This window comes from Bradyrhizobium sp. SZCCHNR1098 (assembly GCF_032489375.1).
Classification (GTDB): Bacteria; Pseudomonadota; Alphaproteobacteria; order Rhizobiales; family Xanthobacteraceae; genus Bradyrhizobium.
In genome coordinates this window covers 284,570-299,800 of sequence record NZ_JAUEXY010000001.1, presented here as the reverse complement: position 1 = coordinate 299,800, position 15,231 = coordinate 284,570, and the positions used below count along the sequence as shown (strand labels likewise).

Here is a 15,231-nt window from a genome sequence, read left to right as displayed (position 1 = left end):
GTATCGCGCCGATCGTCGGAGAGGTTCTGACCGTGCACTGTCGCGGGCGGACGTTCCGCGCGGAAGTCGTCTGGGGAAACTGGCCCGGACGAGGTCATTCGGCCGATATGGTCGTGCCGCTCCGCGTCAAAGAGATCTAGCAGAAGAAACTCCGGCCAAAAAACGAACCTAGTCAGGGCGTCATTCGGCGCTGCCGATCGAGGCGAGGAGCACACGTCTTGCGTCAGCTATCGAAAATTTGACGTCGAATTCCTCTTGCAGGATTTTGTTGTTGCTATTTTTCCGAAGTCGTGCTCTTATCCGCGCATCCCGTCCTCATGCAGAGGGACGTACGCGTCGTCACGATACGTAGAGGCGGGAGCGGTGGCCGCGTGCCTGTCAGGTGCTCTTGCGCTGACGAATGGCAGCGCGCGGACGGTCAAGCCGTGTGGTCCTGGCGCCCCGATGCTGGCGCCAAGCTCGCGATGACGTTCGTGCGTCGTGGCGGGCGACGGGGGCAAACAAGCCGGTCCCCGGGGAGAGCGCGGAGCAGCCGTTAAACCCATCGCGCAGGGAGGGCCGGGATGTCTCGGCTGAACCTGTGGTACCTGCCGCCTGCATTTTTTTGAGCAGGCGGGCCATGCGAGCAGCCAGCTCCCGGCCTTCCCTGCGCCCTCGGCATTTTCGAGGGTCTTGATGCGATCACCTCGGGCGCGATGGCGCCGCGGGACGTGTTGATGCGTCTGTGCGCATCATGATGGTCTCGTCGAGTGATCCCCCCACCCCCGACCCCTCCCCGCAAGGGGGAGGGGAGAAGGAGAGCGAGCCTCTCGCCAAATTCACTCGCAGAAGAGCGGAGAAGTATCGTGTCAGCGAAGAACGCGGCCGCGGATTGGCCCCTCCCCCTTGCGGGGAGGGGTCGGGGGTCCCCGAAGCACTCTGTTAGTTCTGAGCTCCTACGAGATAGCTCAAACCCAAGCGCGAACGTCGACGCGTGAACCTGCGATCCTCAGATCTTCAGCTCGCTTCCCGTCACCCGACGGAACGCTTCGAGATAGCGCTGGCTGGTGGCATCCACCACGCTCTGCGGCAAAGGCGGCGGCGGAGCCTCGCCATTCCAGCGGCCGGCCTTGCGTTCGCCGTCGAGATAGTCGCGCAGCGGCTGCTTGTCGAAGCTCGGCTGCGGCCGGCCCGGCTGATAGGCATCGACCGCCCAGAAGCGCGAACTATCAGGCGTCATCACCTCGTCGATCAGGATGATGTGGCCGTCCTTGTCGCGGCCGAACTCGAATTTTGTGTCGGCGATGATGATGCCCTGTTCGCGGGCCAGCGCCTCGCCGAGCGTATAGACCGCGCGCGTCATGCTCTCCAGCGTGTAGGCCGTCTCGTCGCCGACCGCCTCGCGCATCCGCGCGATCGTGATGTTCTCGTCATGGCCGGTCTCGGCCTTGGTCGCCGGGCTGAAGATCGCGGGCTCCAGCTTCTGACTCTCGACCAGGCCCGCAGGCAGCTGCTCGCCGGCGAGCGTGCCGCTCGCCGCGTATTCCTTCCACGCCGAGCCGGAGAGATAGCCGCGGATCACGCATTCGATCGGGAACACATTGGTGCGCTTGCACAGCATCGCCCGCCCGAGAATCTCCTGCCGGTGCGGCTTGAGCTCAGGCACTTGGTCGATGATCTCATCGGTATCGGCCGAGATCATGTGGTGATGCACGACGCCTTCGAGCGCATTGAACCAGTACGCCGAGATCTGCGTCAGCACCGCGCCCTTCATCGGGATGGTTTCGTTCATCACCACGTCGAAGGCGGAGATGCGGTCGGTGGTGAGCAGCAGCACGCGGTCGTCACCGACGGCATAGATGTCGCGGACCTTGCCGCGGCCGATTTTCGGGAGCGGCAGATTGCTGGTGAGGAGCGTGGTCATCGTGCGGGGCTTTCGAAACGGGAGCGTTGCGCTCTCAATAGCCTATTCCGGCAGCGGAATGAACTCGTGCTCCTGGGGAACGGCGGCGAAGCGGCCGGTTTTCCAGTCCTGCTTGGCCTGCTCGATGCGCTCCTTGCTGGAGGAGACGAAATTCCACCACACGTGGCGCGGCCCTTCCAGCGCGTCGCCGCCGAGGAACATCATCCGGGTCGGCTTGACCGTGCGCACGCTGATGGCGTCTCCAGGGCGGAAGACCAGCAGCCGCGGTCCTTCGTGGCGTTCGCGCGCGATCTCGACCTCGCCGTCGACGATATAGATCGCGCGCTCCTCGTGGTCGGGATCGAGCGGCACGACCGTGCCGGCCTGCGCGGTGACCTCGACATAGAACCAGGGCGAGACCATCGTCACCGGCGAGACCGCGCCGAACGCGCGGCCGGCGATGATGCGCGCGGAGAAGCCGGTGTCGCTGACCGTCGGCAGCGCGTCGGCCGCATAATGCTGGAAGCTCGGCGCGATCTCTTCGGATTCGACCGGCAGCGCGATCCAGCTCTGCAGGCCCAGCATCTTCTGCCCGTTCTGCCGCTGCAGGTCGGGCGTGCGCTCGGAATGCGCGATGCCGCGGCCCGCCGTCATCAGGTTCATCGCGCCGGGCTGGATCTCCCGCACGTTGCCCTCGCTGTCGCGATGCATGATGGCGCCGTCGAACAGATAGGTGACGGTGGCAAGCCCGATATGCGGATGCGGCCGCACGTCCATGCCCTTACCGGACATGAACTGCACCGGGCCGAAATGATCGAAGAAGATGAACGGCCCGACCATCTGCCGGCGGCCATGCGGCAGCGCGCGACGCACCGCAAAGCCGTCGCCGAGATCGCGGGTGCGCGGCACGATGACGTGCTCCAGCGCATCGCACGAGGTGGGATCGCCGAACTCGGGATCGATCGATGGCTGCCAGCTCATGGGGCGCTCCTGCAATGTGGTCGCGCCAGCTTAGCAGCTTTGCTGAGGCGACGGCAGGGCAGGAGGTCGCCGCGTTTGCTTGATTTGAACGGAGCGAAGCTGCGGCCTAGAGTTCCGCCGCTGACAATGGACTTGTGACGATGACGCTCGAAAGCCTCGATCTCGCGCTTCGCGCCGCCGCCATCGCGCTGCTGGCCGTGCTCGCCGTCTCGCTGGGACGCGATCTCGGCAGGCAATGGCGCGGCCGGCTCGCGATCGCGCTGGCGCTGGGCTCGGCCGCGCATGCCGCGACCTTCAACATCGGCGGCACGGCTGCGCCATCGCTCGCTTCCGCGCCGCTGATTGCGCTGGCGACCGCCGATATCGTCGTGCTCTGGCTGTTCTGCCGCGCGCTGTTCGACGACGGCTTTGCGTTGCGTTGGCTGCACGGCCTGATCTGGCTCGCGGTGTTCGGCTTCAGCCTGCTGAGCTGTCTCGTGCTGGGGCCTGCCGGACATGGACGGCTCGTGATCGTCGCCAATAATGTGCTGGCTCTCGGCTTCCTTGGCCTGACCTTGGCGCAGACCATCCGTTCCTGGGCGGCGGATCTCGTCGAGGGGCGGCGGCGCATCCGCGCCTTCGTCGTCATCGCGGCGATGGCCTACGGCGGCGTCAACGCGCTGCTGCAGATCGCGTCCGCCGGCAGCGGGCCGTCGGAGCTCGCCAATGTCATCAATGCGGCGATGTTCTTGGGCGTGGTCGGCGCCGTTGCGTTGATGCTGCTCAAGGTCGGTGCCGGCGACGTGCTCGCGCCGGAGACCCCGCAGGTCGAGACGCCGAGCGTGGCAGCGGCTACCGTGGTCGTCCCAGGGGCGGAGACGGCGGCCAACCGCAAGCTGGTCGACGCACTGATGCGGCTGATGGCGAACGAGCGGATCTACCGCCAGGAGAACGTCACCATCGGCATGCTGGCGACGCGGCTCTCCATTCCTGAATACCGGCTGCGGCGGCTGATCAATGGCGAGCTCGGCTACCGCAATTTCAATACCTTCCTCAACGCCCACCGCATCGAGGAGGCCAAGGCCGCGCTGGCCGATCCCGCCCAGGCCGAGGTGCCCGTGATCACCATCGCGATGGACGCCGGGTTCCAGTCGCTTGGGCCATTCAACCGCGCCTTCAAGGCGGTGACCGGGGTGACGCCGACCGAATACCGGCGCATGAGGCTGGCCGCAGCGTGATGTTTTCGGCATTGAAATCGCGGAGGAATTCCGAAATCGGCGAGGTTGTTGTGGGTTTCGGCAAGTGGGCGTTTCGAAATCGGCGAGCGGCGGGGCTGCGCTTGCGGTGTCGTCCCGCCGGTCCACTTGCCGGAGCTTTCCATGACCCGCCGCCGCCTGCTGCCCGTCCTCGTTTCGACCGTCGCCCTGACCGCCCTCGCTTTGGGCGCCGCCCGGGCGCGCGACGTGCCCCAGGTGGCGACAGGCTTCATCGCCAGCGTGCTGTGCTCGGAGACCTTCGTCTCCGGTCTCGACCCGGACCGCACGCTCTCCGAGACACGGGCCGCGATGCCCGGCGCCGGCCTGCTGAGCTGGGCGATGGATGTCCGCGTCGATCGCGCCGCCAAGGACGTCACCGTGACGCTGCTCGGGTTCGGCCGCAGCCATGCGGTGTTTCGCGACGGGCTCGGCTGCCATATGGATCATGGCGAGAGCCCGGACTGGCCGGCCATCCGGCCGTCCCAGCCGGCCTTGCTGCCCGGCACCGCTCCGCCGCACGGCGTGGCGCCGGCGACACCAGCGCTGACCGCGGCGCTCGATCGCGCCTTTGCCGAGCCGGACTCGCCGCCGTTCCGGCATACCCATGCCGTCGTGGTGATGAAGGACGGCAAGGTCATCGCCGAACGCTACGCGCCGGGCTTTGCGGTCGACACGCCGCTGCTCGGCTTCTCCGCGACCAAGTCGATGACCGCGACCTTGATCGGCATTCTCGTCCGCCAGGGCAAGCTCGCGCTGCATGCGCCCGCGCCCATCGCGGCGTGGCGCGACGACAAAGATCCGCGCCACGCCATCACCGTCGATCACCTCTTGCGCCACACCGCAGGCCTCGCGCTCGGCAGCTCGCTGCAGGCCTCGCTGTTCTCGGCGCTCGAGCCGGTCAACCGCATGAAGTTCGTCGAAACGGACCGCGCCGCCTTCGCCGAAACCATGCCGCTCGAAGCCACGCCGGGCGCGGTCAGCAATTATCACGACGGCAACACCGTCATCCTCTCTCATCTCATCCGCGACGCCGTCGGCGGCAGCGCTGCGGATGTGCTGGGTTTTGCGCATCGCGAGCTGCTCGATCCGCTCGGCATGACCAGCGTCACGCTCGAGTTCGACGCCGCCGGCACGCCGGACGGATCGAGCCAGATGCTGGCGTCGGCGCGCGACTGGGCGCGGCTCGGCCAGCTCTATCTCGACGACGGCGTCGTCGCCGGCCGCCGTATCCTGCCTGCGGGCTGGGTCGACTATGTCGGCACGCCCACACCGAACGCCTTCGTCGGCATCGGCGCCGGCTTCTGGACCAATCGCGACGACAGCTTTGGTGCCAACTACCGCATCTCCCACGCCTGGCCGCGCGACGCGGTCTTCGCCAAGGGCACGCTTGGCCAATATGTCATCGTCATCCCCTCCGAGCGTCTCGTCATTGCGCGCTTCGGGCGCACCGTGAACTGGCCGCCGGAGGCCGACGGCGTGGCGCAGCTCGTGAGCGACGTGATCGCGGCGACCCATGGGGAATGACGCATGCGCTACGCTCTCCCCAGCGCGGTGGCCTGCGCGACACGGTCGAACCGCTCCAGCGACAGGATCGCATCGGCGAAGCTCTGCGCGCGGCTGCTCAGCACTGGCCGCGCGAGCGTCAGAAACTTGTCGCTCATCGCTTGCGCGGAGGGGAACGAGGTCGGCTCGCCCGAGGGATCGTCGTGCAGCCGCTCGTGCACGCCGTCTTCCGTGGTGATGGTGACGCGCGCGCCGAACGGATGGCTGCGGCCGACCTCCAGCCTGTCGTCCTGCACGACATCGAACTTGTCGGCGAGCGCATTGATCGCGGTGTCACCCAGCCTGACGTAGTCGTCCCAGCCGAAGCGGCCCTGGTCGAGCGCCAGCGCGCCGGTGAAGAACATCGAGAACTGGCCGCCGACGATCGAGGTCGGATGACGTTTGGTCGCGGCATCGCCCGTCAGCGTGATGCCGTTGCGATGCAGGCCGATCTCGATGCGCTTGACCTGGTCCGGCGTCAGATTGTGCTCGCGGCGCAGCGCGATGATGGCGTCGATCGCTGCATGAGTATAGCGGCAGCTCGGATACGGCTTCACGCCGATCTTCATCGTCTCATAGGTGGAGCCGAGCCCGGCGACGGCCTTGTCGTGATGCGGCGCGTCGGTGTAGCCGACCAGAAGACCGTGCTTGCCCTCGACGGATTCGATCGCGCCGACGAAGTCGTTCTTGGCGAGCGTCGCCGCGATCACGCCGTTCATCGCCGACGCGCCGACCTGATAGCGCTTGTTCCAGGCGCCGTTGACGAGAAACTGCAGCGAGCCCGCGGCCTGGCTGCCGGACACGCCGAAGGCGTAGATCAACTGCTGCTCCGACAGGCCGAACAGCTTGCCGGCCGCGGCGGCCGCGCCATAGGTGCCGGCGGTCGCCGTCGGGTGGAAGCCGCGGGCATAATGCGAGGTCGGATCGAGCGCGTTGCCGAGCCGGCAGCACACCTCGTAGCCGGCGACGATGGCGGTCAGCACCTCGCGGCCGGACGCGCCGACCAGCTCGCCGACGGCGAACGCGGCCGGCACCACCGGCGCGCTCGGATGCAGCGAGGAATCGGCGTGGGTATCGTCGAAATCGAGCGAATGGCCCATCGTTCCGTTGAGCAGCGCCGCCACCGCCGGCGTCCAGGTTCTGTCGTCGCCGAATACGGTCGCCTCGCCCGCCGCATCGAGCTTCAGCGCCGCCAGCATCTTGACGATGGACGGCGTCGATTCCGCCTCGCGCCGGGCCCGGATGGCGCTGCCGAGGAAGTCGAGCGTCAGCACCTTGGCGCGGTCGAGCACCTCAGGCGGGATATCGTCATATTTCAGCTCCGCGACATAGGCGGCGAGCGTTGCGGTTTCCTGGGCCATCGTGTTTCCTCGCATCGTTGCAATGACCGTAGGCAAGCCGATTCCGCCTTTCAAGCCGGTTCGGCCGGGTGGGGAGCTGCCATGCCGGGATCGCGCTGGTGCTGTTCGAGGTGAGCGACTGATGATGTCCTTGAAGCGGCTGTTTGGCCGGTTGCGCGCCCGCAAGGCGCCGATGTCGCTGGCGGTCCGCGGCACGGTGGCGGCGACGCTTGCCTTCGCCATCGCCACGGCTTTTCAATTGAAGCTGCCGCTGTGGGCGGTGCTGACGTCGCTGATCGTGACGCAAGGCAGCGTGGGGCGCTCGCTGAAGGCAACGCGCGACTACATGTTCGGTACCATCGGCGGTGCCATCTATGGCGGCGCCATCACGGTCTTCATCCCGCATTCGGGCGAGCTGCAACTGCTCGGCATGCTGATCCTGGCGGTGACGCCGCTCGCTTTCGTCGCCGCGATCAATCCCAGCCTCAACGCCGCCACCGTGACGGCGGTCATCGTGCTGCTGGTGCCGACGATGGGCCATCTCGATCCGCTCGGCTCCGCGATCGACCGCGTGTTCGAGGTCGCGGTCGGCGCGCTGACCGGCCTCGCCGTATCGTTCATCGTGTTGCCGTCGCGCGCGCATGTGCAGATACGTGCCGCGGCGGGGCGTCTGCTCGAACTGATTGCAGCCGCCTTCACCGAGCTGCTGGCCGGCCTGTCGCGCGGCCGCGACAACGACGCGCTGCATCGGATTCAGGACGGCATCGGCACCGCCCTGACCGAGTTGAACGCGACCGGCGCCGAGGCCGAGCGCGAGCGCTCGGCGCGGCTGTCCTCCGGCGCCGATACCGGCCCGCTGCTGCGGACGATCCTGCGCCTGCGCCACGACGTCGTGATGATCGGCCGTGCCAGCGTGGTGCCGCTGCCATCCGAGCTGCAGGCGCGCTTGTCGGGACCAGTGGCGCGCGTCAGCGATGCTATCGCGAGCTATCTGCGCGGCTGTGCCGCGGCAATCCGCAACGGCTCCGGTCCGCCGGCGATCTGGCCGATCCACGTCGCGGTGAAGGCCTATGCGGAAGAGGTCGCCACCGTCCGCAGCGACGGTCTCACGCGGGGCCTGCCGGGTGACGCCGCCGAGCGCTTCTTCGCGCTCGGCTTCTCGCTGGAGCAGATGCGTCAGAACCTGATCGACCTCGAGCGCGTCGTTGCCGAATGGGCGGGCGCGTCGACCGGGAAGCCGCATCGACCGGAGCGCGACGAGACGCCGGATACAGCGGGGGCCTGATCTCCTCATCGCGACAACCGCAGGAAGCGCAGCACCAGCAGGGCCGCATAGATGGCGGTGCCGATCGACAGCCCGATCCAGATTCCGATCGCGCCGAGCTTGGTGTGCAGGCCAAGCACGTAGGATGCAGGAAAGCCGATCAGCCAATAGCCGAGCACGGCGAGCAGCAGCGGCACGCGCGTATCCTTGATGCCGCGCAGCGCGCCGACCGCGATGGTTTGCAGCGCATCGGTGATGAAGAAGGTCGTGCCGACCAGGAGCAGCGTGGCGGCGAGTGCCGCAGTCGCCGCGGCATCGGCGAGGCCGGCGCCAAGAAACAGCTGCACGATCTCGAACCGCGCAAGGATGATGCCGAGCGTGAACAGCATGGCAAGGACGAGGCCGAGCAGCATCGCCATCAGGCCGGCGCGGCGCACACCGTGCGCATCGTTGCGGCCGGCCGCATGACCGACGCGCACCGTCGCGGCCATGCTGATGCCGAACGGCACCATGAACAGGATCGCCGTGATCTGCAGTGCAATCTGATGCGCGGCGAGAGCGGCCGTGCTGATCAGTCCCATCAGGATCGCCGCCGCCGAGAACAAGCCATATTCGAGCAGGAACGACAGCGAGATCGGAGCGCCGATGATCAGGAGCTGCCGCATCAGCCGCCAGTCGATGCGCCCGAGCCGGGCCAGGACATGATAGTCGCGGAACGGCGGGCGCAACGCGGCGAACCACAGACCGGCAAGAAACGTTCCCAGGTTGACGGTCGAGGTGGCGAGGCCGACGCCGGTCAGGCCGAGCTGCGGAAAACCCCAGTGGCCGTAGAGCAGCGGATAGACCAGCAGCGCGTTGAGCGGGATCGCGGCCAAGGTGATCCAAAGCACGGGCTCAGGGCGGTTGACGGCGCCCATGAAGCTGCGCAGCGCCAGGAACCACAGCATCGGCGCAATGCCCCAGGCGAGACCGGCCAGATAGTCCTGCGCGAGATGCGCCACGACCGGCGCCTGTCCGAGTGCGAGCAGGATGACCTCGCCGTTCAGCGCGATCAGCATGATCGGCAACGCGATGAACAGCCCGGCCCACAGCCCGACGCGCAGCGCCCGCCGGACCAGCCCGGCATCGGCCGCGCCGAACGCCTGCGCGGCGAGCGGCGCCACCGCGGACATCAGACCCATGCCGAAGGTGGAGCCGACGAAGTAGACGGTGCCCGCTAACGCGGCCGCTGCAACGGCATCGCCGCCGAGACGGCCGATGAAGGCGAGGTCGGTCGACATCATCGCGATCTGCGACAGCTGCGTCAGCGCCATCGGCGCGGCGAGGCGGACCGTCTCCCAGAGTTCGAGCGCGAGAGAAGGTGTCGGCGCCGCCGGCGGCGGCGCGTGGTCGGTTCCGGCTGTGGAGGTCATGATCGAGGCTATAGCAGTCCCCGCAGTATCGTGCACATCACGCCGTCGTCGTCATGGGCGGTGCGAGATGCGAGCGTCGCGGCAACATCATCGTTAGAGCTTGGGTTCGCGACGTCGGCCATCGCGGACTGCTCTCGTGCCGAACCAGATCGGATCGGACGGCCACACACGTTCCCGCGGCACGGCATGCCCGGGTGATGCTCGATTTGCTCCCCTCGAACAGGAAGAGGGGCAGGGAAGGCCGGGTGCTTGACCACACCCATGGCCCGCCTGCAAAAGAAGTAGCAGGCGGCAGTCACCACAGGTGGGCCGCACATCCGGCCTTCCCTGCGCCATGGTTGGAACGGCTTATACGTACTCTCCCCGGGGACCGAGCTTGTTTGCCCCCGTCACCTTGCGGATCGCCCGCCGGCTTGACCTCAGCATCGGGAGGCCAGGACCATACGATTTCGCCGTACACGGCCGCTCCTTCGTCCACGCGCCAGCCTCGAGGAAACCTCAAGTGCGCGCTGTGAGCCGCCGCATCCATCGCGTCCCACCCTCAACGTCCGTGACGATCGCGAAGCGCCCCTCTCATGAGGACGGGATGGCCGCAGTATTTCTGACTTTCGGAATAAAAGCAAGCGTAAAATTCGGAAAGGCGTGAATAGTGAAATCGCGGCTTGGCTGATAGCTCCGCAGTTCGATGTGTTCACCGTCATTGCGAGCGCAGCGAGGCCAGTCAGATTGCCTCCGCGGAGCTCCGGATTGCTTCGCTGTGCCCTCGCAATGGCGGCGGGAAGTGAGTGAAACGCTTGCGCGGAATCAGGCGGCCGTTGCGACCTGCCGGAGCATCGCTTTCACGACGAGGCGGTGAAACGGCTTGATGACGGTGAGATAGACGCGGCCGAGAACGTTGTGGGTCTGCACCAAAGTGGTCGCTGTCACCTGCGACGTTGCGCGATGAGAGGAGACGTCGACCAGGACGCGAAAGTCCAGATGCTTGTCGTCGAAGCCGAGCACGAGCCGTGCCGGCGTTTCGGCGACGACCGGAAACATCCCGATCAGAGGACGTGGGTTGTCTGGGTCCGCGCCCGAGGTCTTCAGACCGAAGGGCCTGACCAGCAGGTTGCGGAGCTTCAGGAGCGCCGCCATCCACCAGGGCGCGTGGCCGAGCATGCGCTCGGCCGCCGTGCGGGCATCGATGTCCGGCTCGTCAATCGTGATGCGAAAGGCATCGGCGAACTCCGCGCCCGCGAGCCATCTGGTACGGTCGATGTTGGGAGTGATCTCGCTGATGGCCATGTGCAGTGAGCCTCACATGTCACGGTTGTGCCCGCGCTGTGCGCGATGCGGAGCATCATCGCACGCTCATGTTCGCGAAGCCAGCGCGCGAATGGCATAGCGCTACGGCCGGTCATTCGTCATTGCTTCGCTTCGCGCCTCGCTCGCAACGACGTCGGAGAAATGCTGCGTGAATGGCGCTACCGCCCGCGTTCCGGCACGCGCGTGATCTTGGCGCCGAGCGCGTTCAGCCGCTCGTCGATGCGCTCGTAGCCGCGCTCGATCTGGTCGGCATTGTCGATATACGAGGTCCCCTCGGCGCACAGCGCGGCCAGCAGCATGGCCATGCCGGCGCGGATGTCGGGGGAGACGACGCGGGCGCCGCGCAGGCGGCTCGGGCCGGCGACGATGGCGCGGTGCGGGTCGCACAGCACGATGCGCGCGCCCATCGAGATCAGCTTGTCGACGAAGAACATCCGCGACTCGAACATCTTCTCGAACATCAGGATCACGCCCTCGCATTGCGTGGCGGTGACGAGTGCGATCGACATCAGGTCGGCGGGAAAGGCCGGCCAGGGCTGGTCCTCCAGCTTCGGCACGTGGCCGCCGAAATCGTCCTTGATCCGCAGCGTCTGCTCCGAGGGCACGATGAGATCGTCGCCGGCAACCTCGCAGACGATGCCGAGCCGTTCGAAACCCATGCGGATCGAGCGCAGATGCTCGGTGCCGGCGCGCACGATGCGTAAGGGAGAGCGCGTCACGGCGGCAAGGCCGATCAGCGAGCCGACCTCGATGTGATCGGGCTGGATCGAGTAGCTCGCCTGGCCGAGCGTGCTGGCGCCATGAATCACCATCGTGTTGGTGCCGATGCCCTCGATGTTGGCCCCGAGCGTCACCAAAAAATGCGCAAGGTCCTGCACGTGCGGCTCGGAGGCGGCGTTGCGCAAGTAAGTCGTGCCGTGGGCGGCCACCGCGGCCACCAGCGCGTTCTCGGTCGCGGTGACACTGGGCTCGTCGAGGAAGACGTCGGCGCCCTTCAGGCCGGCGGCGCGCAGCTCGATCTTGTCGGTCGCGGTGACGGTGGCGCCGAGCTGCTCGAAGGCGAGGAAATGGGTGTCGAGGCGGCGCCGGCCGATGACGTCGCCGCCTGGCGGCGGCAGCGCCACTTCGCCGCAGCGGGCGAGCAGGGGCCCTGCCAGCAGGATCGAGGCGCGGATGCGCGCACAGAGGTCCGGATCGAGGTCCGCGGCGCGGATCTCCTTGGCATGGATCGTGAGCCTGTTCCGGCCGCGCCATTCGGCGGAGGCGCCGACCGAGCGCACCAGCTCGACCAGCGTCTCGGTGTCGCGGATGCGCGGCACGTTGTCGAGCGTGACCGGATGCTCGGTCAGCAGCGCGGCGGCGATGATAGGCAGGGCGGCGTTCTTGTTGCCGGACGGCTCGATCGCGCCCTTGAGCCGGTGACCCCCCTCGACGATGTATTGAATGGGCGCCATGCGCGAAAAGTCCGTTCTGAGATGGTGATTCGCCCGGGGACCGGCGAAAGCGGAACATCGATCTTCAACGGAATTAACACGGAAGGGACGGGCAGGCCACTGCTCCGCAGACTCAGGGTACGCCTGGTCGTCTATCGCGCCAGTGCGCGGTATCCTCGGGCTGGACGTCGCGACTACACGTCCACGTTCGCCGAAAGCGAGTTGTCCTGGATGAACTCGCGGCGCGGCTCGACCACGTCGCCCATCAGCTTGGTGAAGATGTCGTCGGCCTCGTCGACCTCCTTGACCTTCACCTGCAGCAGGGTGCGCGCGTCGGTGTCGAGCGTGGTCTCCCAGAGCTGTTGCGGGTTCATCTCGCCGAGGCCTTTGTAACGCTGCATGTTGATGCCCTTGCGGCCGGCATCGGTGACCGCCTCGAACAAATCGACCGGGCCATGGATCACGGTCTGGACGTCGCCACGGCGCAAGGCGCCGGGCTTCGCATAGGCCTCCTGCAGGCGGGCCGCATATTCGTCCAGCTTGCGGGCATCGACGGACGCGAGCAATGCGTCGTCGATGACTGCGACGTCCTTAACGCCCCGCACGGTGCGCTCGAAGGTGAAGCCCTGGCCCTCGACGAAGTGGCCGATCCAGCCGCGCTCGACCTCGTCGGCCAGCACGTCGAGCCGTTTTGCGATGTAGGCGGCCGCGGCGTCCGCCGTCGGGATATCGCGGGTGATGTCGGGGCGCAGGACGCCGGCGATCGCGGCCTGCTCGACGACCTTGCGGTCGTAGCGCGTGTGCAGGTTGCGCAGGATGTTGCGGACGAGACGCGCTTCCTCGACCAGCGCCAGGAGGTCGCGGCCCTTGCGCTCCTCGCCTTCCGCCGTCTTGAACACGCAATCGTCAAGGCCGGTACCGATCAAATAGTCTTCCAGCGCGCGCTCGTCCTTCAGGTACTGCTCGGACTTGCCGCGCGTCACTTTGTAGAGCGGCGGCTGGGCGATGTAGAGGTGGCCGCGATCGATGATCTCGCGCATCTGGCGGTAGAAGAAGGTCAGCAGCAGCGTGCGGATGTGGGCGCCGTCGACGTCGGCGTCCGTCATCACGATGATCTTGTGATAGCGCAGCTTGTCGATCGAGAACTCGTCGCTGATGCCGGTGCCGAGCGCGGTGATCAGGGTGCCGATCTGCTCGCTCGACAGCATCTTGTCCGGGCGCACGCGCTCGACATTGAGGATCTTGCCGCGCAGCGGCAGCACCGCCTGGAACTCGCGGTTGCGGCCCTGCTTGGCGCTGCCGCCGGCCGAGTCGCCCTCGACGATGAACAGCTCCGACTTGGCCGGATCCTTCTCCTGGCAGTCGGCGAGCTTGCCGGGCAGCGAGGAGACGCTGAGCGGGCTCTTGCGGGTCAGCTCGCGCGCCTTGCGCGCGGCTTCGCGTGCCGCCGCGGCCTGGATCACCTTACCGACGATCGTCTTGGCCTCGCCCGGATGCTCCTCGAACCAGGCGGCGAGCGCCTCGTTCAGAACGTTCTCCACCACGGGCCGCACTTCCGAGGACACCAGCTTGTCCTTGGTCTGCGACGAGAATTTCGGATCCGGCACCTTCACGGAAAGAACGGCGGTGAGACCCTCGCGACAGTCGTCGCCGGTCAGCGCGATCTTTTCCTTCTTCGCATTGGCCTCGGCGTAGCCGTTGACCTGGCGCGTCAGCGCGCCGCGGAAACCGGCGAGATGCGTGCCGCCGTCGCGCTGCGGAATGTTGTTGGTGAAGCACAGCACGTTCTCATGATAGCTGTCGTTCCACCACAGCGCAGCTTCCACCGTGATGCCGTTGACCTCCGAGCGCACCATGATCGGTGCCGGGACGATCGCTTTCTTGTTGCGGTCGAGATATTTGACGAACTCCTCCACGCCGCCGTCGTAGCGCATCTCTTCGCGCTTCTCGACCGCGTGGCGCATGTCGGAGAGCACGATGTTGACGCCGGAATTCAGGAAGGCGAGCTCGCGCAGGCGATGCTCGAGCGTGGCGTAGTCGTATTCGACGTTCTTGAACGTCTCCGTCGAGGCGAGGAACGTCACCTCGGTGCCGCGCTTGCCCTTGGCCTCGCCGACCACCTTCAGCGGCGCAATCGCGTCGCCATGGGCGAACTCGATGAGATGCTCCTTGTTGTCGCGCCAGACCCGAAGCTGCAGCTTGCTCGACAGCGCGTTGACCACGGAGACGCCGACGCCATGCAGACCGCCGGACACCTTGTAGGAGTTCTGGTCGAACTTTCCGCCGGCATGCAGCTGGGTCATGATGACCTCGGCGGCGGACACGCCTTCGCCCTTGTGGATGTCGACCGGAATGCCGCGGCCGTCGTCGCGCACGGTGACCGAATTGTCCGGATTGAGCACCACCTCGACCGCAGTGGCGTGACCGGCCAGCGCCTCGTCGATCGCGTTGTCGACGACCTCGTAGACCATGTGATGCAGGCCGGAGCCGTCATCGGTATCGCCGATATACATGCCCGGGCGCTTGCGCACGGCATCCAGGCCCTTCAACACCCGGATCGATTCTGCGCCGTACTCGTTCGCGGTTGCAGGCTCGTTGTCGGCGATGGTTTGCCGGGCGGGTTCGGTCATGTGGGGCCTTCGGAAGGGGTGGTCGAATCGGCATTGCAGATCGCATGCCGAGAGCGCTCTTTCTCTCACGAAAGAAGCCACGCGCCTAGCGCAAAGTGGCCCGTCGTAAGACATTGAAGAGATAGCGCTTTTTAACGGTTTTTCAAGGCCTGGCGAGGGTCGTTTTCGTCCCCTCCGAAAGCCGGATTCTGGCCCTTCTCGCGGCTG

The 15,231-nt window shown here is 66.7% G+C and carries 10 protein-coding genes; 3 read left to right on the top strand and 7 right to left on the bottom strand.

Translation table 11 applies throughout. The features are described from left to right. Window positions 1-988 precede the first annotated feature (988 nt). Together QX135_RS01325 and QX135_RS01320 are read right to left on the bottom strand one after the other, a co-directional pair. Complete coding sequence (locus QX135_RS01325) at window positions 989-1,903, bottom strand: phosphoribosylaminoimidazolesuccinocarboxamide synthase (RefSeq protein WP_315735541.1); 915 nt, start codon at window positions 1,901-1,903, stop codon at window positions 989-991. Between the two features lie 42 nt (window positions 1,904-1,945). After that, window positions 1,946-2,863 (bottom strand): pirin family protein, encoded by a 918-nt coding sequence (locus QX135_RS01320; protein ID WP_315735540.1) that lies wholly within the window; start codon window positions 2,861-2,863, stop codon window positions 1,946-1,948. 140 nt (window positions 2,864-3,003) lie between these two features. On the opposite strand from QX135_RS01320, the gene QX135_RS01315 reads away from it, so the two are divergent. Both QX135_RS01315 and QX135_RS01310 read left to right on the top strand, forming a co-directional pair. Beyond that, the gene (locus QX135_RS01315) at window positions 3,004-4,080 is read left to right on the top strand and encodes a helix-turn-helix domain-containing protein (protein ID WP_316177811.1); all 1,077 of its coding nucleotides are present in this window, start codon (window positions 3,004-3,006) and stop codon (window positions 4,078-4,080) included. Window positions 4,081-4,221: 141 nt separating this feature from the next. Continuing rightward, window positions 4,222-5,622, top strand: coding sequence for a serine hydrolase (locus QX135_RS01310; protein ID WP_316177809.1), 1,401 nt, complete (start codon window positions 4,222-4,224; stop codon window positions 5,620-5,622). Window positions 5,623-5,630: 8 nt separating this feature from the next. On the opposite strand, the gene QX135_RS01305 is transcribed toward QX135_RS01310, so the two are convergent. Next, window positions 5,631-7,001 carry an MmgE/PrpD family protein gene (locus QX135_RS01305; RefSeq protein ID WP_316177807.1) on the bottom strand — a complete coding sequence of 457 codons (1,371 nt, stop codon included), beginning with the start codon at window positions 6,999-7,001 and terminating at the stop codon, window positions 5,631-5,633. 121 nt (window positions 7,002-7,122) lie between these two features. On the opposite strand from QX135_RS01305, the gene QX135_RS01300 reads away from it, so the two are divergent. Further along, window positions 7,123-8,265: an FUSC family protein gene (locus tag QX135_RS01300; RefSeq protein ID WP_316177805.1), complete on the top strand. Its 1,143-nt coding sequence runs from the start codon at window positions 7,123-7,125 to the stop codon at window positions 8,263-8,265. A 5-nt stretch (window positions 8,266-8,270) separates the two neighbouring features. On the opposite strand, the gene QX135_RS01295 is transcribed toward QX135_RS01300, so the two are convergent. The 4 genes from QX135_RS01295 to gyrB all read right to left on the bottom strand — a co-directional run bounded on the left by QX135_RS01295 (window position 8,271) and on the right by gyrB (window position 15,024). Then, window positions 8,271-9,656: an MATE family efflux transporter gene (locus QX135_RS01295; protein WP_315735532.1), complete on the bottom strand. Its 1,386-nt coding sequence runs from the start codon at window positions 9,654-9,656 to the stop codon at window positions 8,271-8,273. Between the two features lie 804 nt (window positions 9,657-10,460). Further along, window positions 10,461-10,940, bottom strand: a complete 480-nt coding sequence (locus tag QX135_RS01290) for a DUF2867 domain-containing protein (RefSeq protein WP_316177802.1) — start codon at window positions 10,938-10,940, stop codon at window positions 10,461-10,463. Between the two features lie 179 nt (window positions 10,941-11,119). Continuing rightward, entirely contained in the window at window positions 11,120-12,415 is a 1,296-nt protein-coding gene (murA, locus tag QX135_RS01285) for a UDP-N-acetylglucosamine 1-carboxyvinyltransferase (protein WP_316233910.1), read from the bottom strand. Window positions 12,416-12,588: 173 nt separating this feature from the next. Then, window positions 12,589-15,024: a DNA topoisomerase (ATP-hydrolyzing) subunit B gene (gene gyrB / locus QX135_RS01280; RefSeq protein ID WP_315735528.1), complete on the bottom strand. Its 2,436-nt coding sequence runs from the start codon at window positions 15,022-15,024 to the stop codon at window positions 12,589-12,591. Window positions 15,025-15,231 lie beyond the last annotated feature (207 nt).

What these genes read in the sequence shown, in the direction of transcription:
- QX135_RS01315 (WP_316177811.1), top strand. Translation starts at nt 3,004, where the DNA reads ATGACGCTCGAAAGCCTCGATCTCGCGCTTCGCGCCGCCGCCATCGCG.
- QX135_RS01325 (WP_315735541.1), bottom strand. Translation starts at nt 1,903, where the DNA reads ATGACCACGCTCCTCACCAGCAATCTGCCGCTCCCGAAAATCGGCCGC.
- QX135_RS01295 (WP_315735532.1), bottom strand. Translation starts at nt 9,656, where the DNA reads ATGACCTCCACAGCCGGAACCGACCACGCGCCGCCGCCGGCGGCGCCG.
- murA (WP_316233910.1), bottom strand. Translation starts at nt 12,415, where the DNA reads ATGGCGCCCATTCAATACATCGTCGAGGGGGGTCACCGGCTCAAGGGC.
- QX135_RS01310 (WP_316177809.1), top strand. Translation starts at nt 4,222, where the DNA reads ATGACCCGCCGCCGCCTGCTGCCCGTCCTCGTTTCGACCGTCGCCCTG.
- QX135_RS01320 (WP_315735540.1), bottom strand. Translation starts at nt 2,863, where the DNA reads ATGAGCTGGCAGCCATCGATCGATCCCGAGTTCGGCGATCCCACCTCG.
- QX135_RS01305 (WP_316177807.1), bottom strand. Translation starts at nt 7,001, where the DNA reads ATGGCCCAGGAAACCGCAACGCTCGCCGCCTATGTCGCGGAGCTGAAA.
- gyrB (WP_315735528.1), bottom strand. Translation starts at nt 15,024, where the DNA reads ATGACCGAACCCGCCCGGCAAACCATCGCCGACAACGAGCCTGCAACC.
- QX135_RS01290 (WP_316177802.1), bottom strand. Translation starts at nt 10,940, where the DNA reads ATGGCCATCAGCGAGATCACTCCCAACATCGACCGTACCAGATGGCTC.
- QX135_RS01300 (WP_316177805.1), top strand. Translation starts at nt 7,123, where the DNA reads ATGATGTCCTTGAAGCGGCTGTTTGGCCGGTTGCGCGCCCGCAAGGCG.